Raw genomic sequence first — 5,137 nt, forward strand, 5'->3', positions numbered from 1 at the left:
ACGCGGGGTGGAGCAGCTCGGTAGCTCGTCGGGCTCATAACCCGAAGGTCGTCGGTTCAAATCCGGCCCCCGCAACCAACTTATTCTCTTTTCTCCTACCTGTATCACTCCCGATCCTCCCCTGTATCACCCTGATCCAGCACATTAATTTATGTGGTGGCGATCCATAGTCCCATTTGTTCGGTATCATTCTGGCTTCTGTTCATGGATGAGGCCTCTCCCTGTGATGCACGCTTTCAACTACCTTCCTCCCAAGATAACCATGCAGACCACCACCCTGAACGAGGTGATGGCGAGCTACATTCCCGTCAAACTGCTGCTGGTCGCCGAGACCGGGCGCGACGCCCTGCTGGCGCAACCGGCCTTCGCCGGGGTGGCATCCCAGATAGCCCTGGGTCTGCCGGCCCCTTACCGGCTGGCGGATGGTCAGGGTCTGCAACTGGTGATCTTCGTGGACTCGGCGCCCGTTCTGGATCACCGGCTCTACAAGCAGCTCCGCTCCTGGACAGCCCCCCTTGCGGGTCTCAAGGTGGCGCAACTGGCGCTGCACCTGGAGGGCTTCGATGAGGCGCCCCGGGCGCTGCTGGCCGAGCTGGTGCTCGCCACTCTGCTGGCGGCCGATGTGCCGCTGCCCACCCACAAACGCGCCGACGAGGCGCCCATCGGCTATCAGAGCCTGACCCTGTCTCCCCCCTGCGTCCTGGATCTGGCCCGCATCGAGGCCGAGGCGCAGGGCAACGGGCTGGCCCGTCACCTGGCCGTGCTGCCCGCCTCAGAGCTCAATGCCGGCAGCTACCGTGCCTTCGCGCGGCAGCTGGCGCAACAGGAGGGCTGGCAATGTCAGGAGTTCGACGAGGCGGCCCTCGCCAAGCTCGGTGCCGGCGCCTTCCTGGCGGTGGCCAGGGGCTCGGAGGACAACCAGGCTGCCATCGTCAGGCTCAGCTATTGCCCGGCCAATCCGGTGCGCCGCATCGCGCTGGTGGGCAAGGGGATCTGCCACGACTCCGGGGGCTATAACCTGAAAGTGGGTGGCAGCATGTATGGCATGCACCTGGACATGGGGGGCAGCGCGGTGGCGCTCGGGACCCTGCATGCCATCAGCCGGGCCAGGTTGCCCGTTGAGGTGCACTGCTGGCTCGCCATCGCCGAGAACCACATCGGCCCCAAAGCCTACCGACCGGGGGAGGTGGTGACCGCCCTCAACGGCACCACCATAGAGGTGGTGGACACCGACGCCGAGGGGCGCATGGTGCTGGCGGATGCCCTGGCGCTCGCGGCCCAAGGGGAGCCCGATCTGCTGATCGACTACGCGACCCTGACCGGTGCCTGCAAGCGGGCGCTCGGCAGCCGCTACAGCGGCGCCTTCACCAATCGCCCTGACTGGCTTCCCGAGCTGATACGCCTGGGACAGCAGAGCGGTGAACGGATCTGGCCCTTCCCGCTGGACGAGGATTTCGACGACAACCTCGATAGCGAGTGGGCCGATCTGTTACAGTGCGCCCCGGGTAGCTCGCCGGATCACATCGACGCCGCCCGCTTCCTCAGCCGCTTCGTGCCCGGGCAGACCCCCTGGTTGCACCTCGACCTGAGCGGTTTTCGCAACAAGGGGGGCAACGGCGTGGTCGGCAGCGAAGTGACCGGGTTTGGCGTCAGGCTGTCGCTGACGCTGCTCGCCAGCCAGCTCGGCATGGCCGAGCCCGCCACATGAATGGCCGAGCCCGCCACATGAATGGCCAAGTACAACCAATAAGGACAAGCGTGAAACAAGCAAGCTATGACTGGGTGCTGTTCGATCTGGACGAGACCCTGCTCGATTTCCCGGTCGCCCAGGCACTGGAACGCACCCTGCAGATCTATGGCGTGACGCCGACGCCCCCCAGGATGGCGGCCTATCACGAGCTGAACCACAGGCTGTGGCAGCAATACAACTCAGGTGAGATAGACGCCACCCAACTGCAGCAGACCCGTTTTTCGATGTTTGCCGAGCAGGTGAACGTGGCGCCCATGGCGATGAATGACACCTTCCTGCAGCAGATCATCGCCCTGAGCGTGCCGCTGGAGGGGGTGGAGGAGACCCTGCTGGCCCTGAAGAGCCGGGTCAGGATGGGGATCATCACCAATGGTTTCAGCCTGCCCCAGCGCGGTCGTCTCGACAAGCTGGGCTGGAACGAGTGGTTTGAGCCCCTCGTTATCTCCGACGAGGTGCAGGTGACCAAGCCGGCCGCCGCCATCTTCCAGCACGCCCTGGATCTGATGGGGCAGCCGAGCCCGGCGCGGGTGCTGATGGTGGGGGACAACCCCAAGACCGACATCGCCGGTGCCGCCGCCCAGGGGCTGGCGACCTGCTGGTACAACCCCGCCCGCCAGCAGGGGCCCTGCGAGGCGACCCACGAGATCCATCACTTCGCCCACCTCTCTGACATAGTGCTGGGACGCTGAACCCGGCGCCAGGCGACGTCGCAAAGACAAGAAAGGCAGCCCTCGGGCTGCCTTTTTTCATCGCTGGCGTTCTCAGGTGCCGAGGCGGCTGAGCAGCCAGGCTTCGAGCAGGGCGACACCGGGGGCCAGCACGGCCTCGTCGAAGTCGAACTCCGGATGGTGGTGAGGCGCCGCCAGATTGGCCCCCAGAATGAGGTAGGCGGCCTCACCGCCGTGCTGCTGCACCCGCTCGATGAGGAAACCGGCATCCTCGCTGGCGCCGAAACGGCGGGTGTGGATGGTCTCCAGCTTGAGCGCCTCGGCCAGGGGCACTATCTCCTCGAGCAGGGCCGGGCTGTTCTCTATGCCGATGGCTTCCCCCTGCTTGCGAATGAGGTAGCTGGCCCCCTGCATCATGGCGGCCCCTTCCACTATCTGCTGCACCTGGCCGAACATGTAGTCGTTGAGGGCCGGGGTCGCGCCCCGGGTCTCTCCCATCAGGCGGGCGTGACCCGGGATCACGTTGCGACCGCTGCCCCCATTGAGCTGGCCTATGTTGATGCGGGTCATGCCGTCCCGGTGGCGGGCGATGCCGAGCATGGCGGTGGTGGCCATGCAGGCCGCCGCCAGGGCGTTGCTGCCGGCGTTGGGCTCGAGCCCCGCGTGGGCGGCGCGCCCCATAAATTCCACGTCAAATTTTGTTGAACAGAGAAACTCGGTGGGATTGATCACCAGCTCGCCGCTGTTGGCATGAATGCCGATGTGCAGCGCCAGCAGGGCATCCACATCATCGAGCTGACCGCCTGCTGCCAGCGCCTTGCCGCCGCGACACCCCTCTTCGGCAGGCTGGAAGAACAGCTTGATACGGCCGTTGAGCCGCTCGGCCAGGGCGGCGATCCGCTCGGCCAGCACCAGCCCGATGGCGGTGTGGCCATCGTGGGCGCAGGCGTGCATCCAGCCCGGGTTGGCTGAGTGCCACCCCTCCTGGCAGGGCTGGTGCGCCGGCTCCCGGCTCTCCTCCACCTCTACCGCATCGATGTCGAAGCGAAAGCCCAGGGTAGGGCCGGGGCGGCCGCTGTCCCAGACCCCCATCACACCGGTGATCTCGTCGATGCGGGCCAGCCAGTCGGGGTGGGCCCCCTGACGCAGGGCTCGCTCCTTCTGGGCTGCGACGTCTATCTCCCGTCCCATGATGAGGTTGCTGGCCAGCAGCTTGTCCCCCAGCATGACGGAAAATCCGAGTTCACAGAGGTGGTGGGCGATGAGGGCGCTGGTGCGAAATTCACACCAGGCGGCTTCGGGGAGACGGTGAAGGTCACGGCGCCAGTGGCGCAGAGCATCCTGAGTCATGGTGATTCCTGCATGGCAAATCCAGCGGACATTGTGACGGGCAGGGGGGCAAGAGTAAATCCCGCAGAGACAGATGCGGCAAGGGGAGCACTGAGGCTCCCCTTGCAAGAACGGCGATCATGACGATCAGGTCGTTAAATGCTCACTGATAGTCAATAACTTCTGACTGGCATCCTGTTTTTGCACAAGCCTTCAAAAACCCACCTTTGCGGGTGTTTTTGCGGCCTGGTGGCGCTATCAAGACGCAGGGCAGGCAGCTACCTGACCGATTAACCGCCTTAGAGCTGTGCCAGCGAGGGCAGAGAGACGGCAACCAGAGTGAAAAACACGGTAAAAACGGCGGTAACAACGAACTCTTTCATTATTTTGTCTCCCTTGGCTGACTGATGATGAGACCAAGATACCACAATGACATGGGATAACAATGAAAAATGTATTTATGTGGCAAAATCAGTCTGGTGGTGTCGTAGTGCTGTATTTTTGTAATTTTGTGGCCGTTTTATCACCCACTCATGGGGTGGTGGATTTCTAGCTCATGGCATTCATCACTATGTTGTTTATATACAGTCACTTATGGTTCTTCTTTTGCATTTTTTGGTGGGGTTTGTACGAGACCGTTTTGGTGATCATCAACTTTTGTGGCGAAAAATGGCCGCGTGGTGCGCCTGAAAGTGTCGCCAATGATGAGTTGGTTGGCTGGTAGTGCCATTTCCTTCATCTCATCATTTTTATCTGCCCGCCATGGGGTAAACCCTGTCGGGACGGTGCTTTATCGTCATCACCTTCAGGAAGAATTTCAATTCACAGGGGAAAACAGGGTAAAACAGCAGGCATTTGGCTGGGAAAAGACCCCCAGCCCCGCCCGCCAAGCCGCGCTTTTTGGGGGGCGTCATGGCAGTAGGGGTGAGCTTGCATTCACAGCGCAGAGGCAGGCACGCAGAGACAGGGACCCAGGCATGGGGCGCCCATTGTCAGAGGACGCAGGGCGCGAGGTGCCTTGAGAAGCCTGTGGTGAGAGGGTGGGATGCAAGTTCAGGCCGAAGCGCCATGCCCGAAGAGCATTCAGGAGCGCAAAAGAGTGCGGGCAAGGGGAGGAGCAAGAGTCTGCGGGAGAGGGGGAAACCTCAGTAGCGCGCGGCGAAACGAAAGGGAGCACCTGCATCGCCACCTTATCCGGCAGCAGCGCAACAGGGGGCGGTTCGGCAGACTGGCACACGGATTGGGCTGGAAGGCGGTGGCCTGTGCCTGTCAGCAGGGAGCCAGCAGGGAGCTGATGACAACCGGCAGGCATAAAAAAAGGCTATGTCCCAATTACGTGTTGCATGGGGCGCCCCAGCGCCTCATGCAAGCAACGTGGGATAGTCACCTC

3 protein-coding genes and 1 tRNA gene are annotated in these 5,137 nt (G+C 62.7%); 3 read left to right on the plus strand and 1 reads right to left on the minus strand.

What is annotated here, in order from left to right; translation table 11 throughout:
• Position 1: 1 nt before the first annotated feature.
• The 3 genes from AC3WR3_RS10345 to yjjG all read left to right on the plus strand — a co-directional run bounded on the left by AC3WR3_RS10345 (position 2) and on the right by yjjG (position 2,439).
• A tRNA-Met gene (locus AC3WR3_RS10345) sits at positions 2 to 78 on the plus strand.
• A 145-nt stretch (positions 79 to 223) separates the two neighbouring features.
• The gene (locus tag AC3WR3_RS10350; RefSeq protein WP_492291807.1) at positions 224 to 1,708 is read left to right on the plus strand and encodes a M17 family metallopeptidase; all 1,485 of its coding nucleotides are present in this window, start codon (positions 224 to 226) and stop codon (positions 1,706 to 1,708) included.
• 50 nt (positions 1,709 to 1,758) lie between these two features.
• The gene (yjjG, locus tag AC3WR3_RS10355; protein ID WP_218408599.1) at positions 1,759 to 2,439 is read left to right on the plus strand and encodes a pyrimidine 5'-nucleotidase; all 681 of its coding nucleotides are present in this window, start codon (positions 1,759 to 1,761) and stop codon (positions 2,437 to 2,439) included.
• Between the two features lie 72 nt (positions 2,440 to 2,511).
• On the opposite strand, the gene AC3WR3_RS10360 is transcribed toward yjjG, so the two are convergent.
• A complete protein-coding gene (locus AC3WR3_RS10360) occupies positions 2,512 to 3,768 on the minus strand; it encodes an amidohydrolase (RefSeq protein ID WP_139434335.1) in 1,257 nt (418 codons plus the stop codon).
• Positions 3,769 to 5,137 lie beyond the last annotated feature (1,369 nt).

The sequence above is a fragment of the Aeromonas sp. EU05-FHT14A05 genome, from assembly GCF_058791175.1.

Coding starts and splice junctions, on each gene's coding strand:
- AC3WR3_RS10360 (WP_139434335.1), bottom strand. CDS start 3,768: ATGACTCAGGATGCTCTGCGCCACTGGCGCCGTGACCTTCACCGTCTC.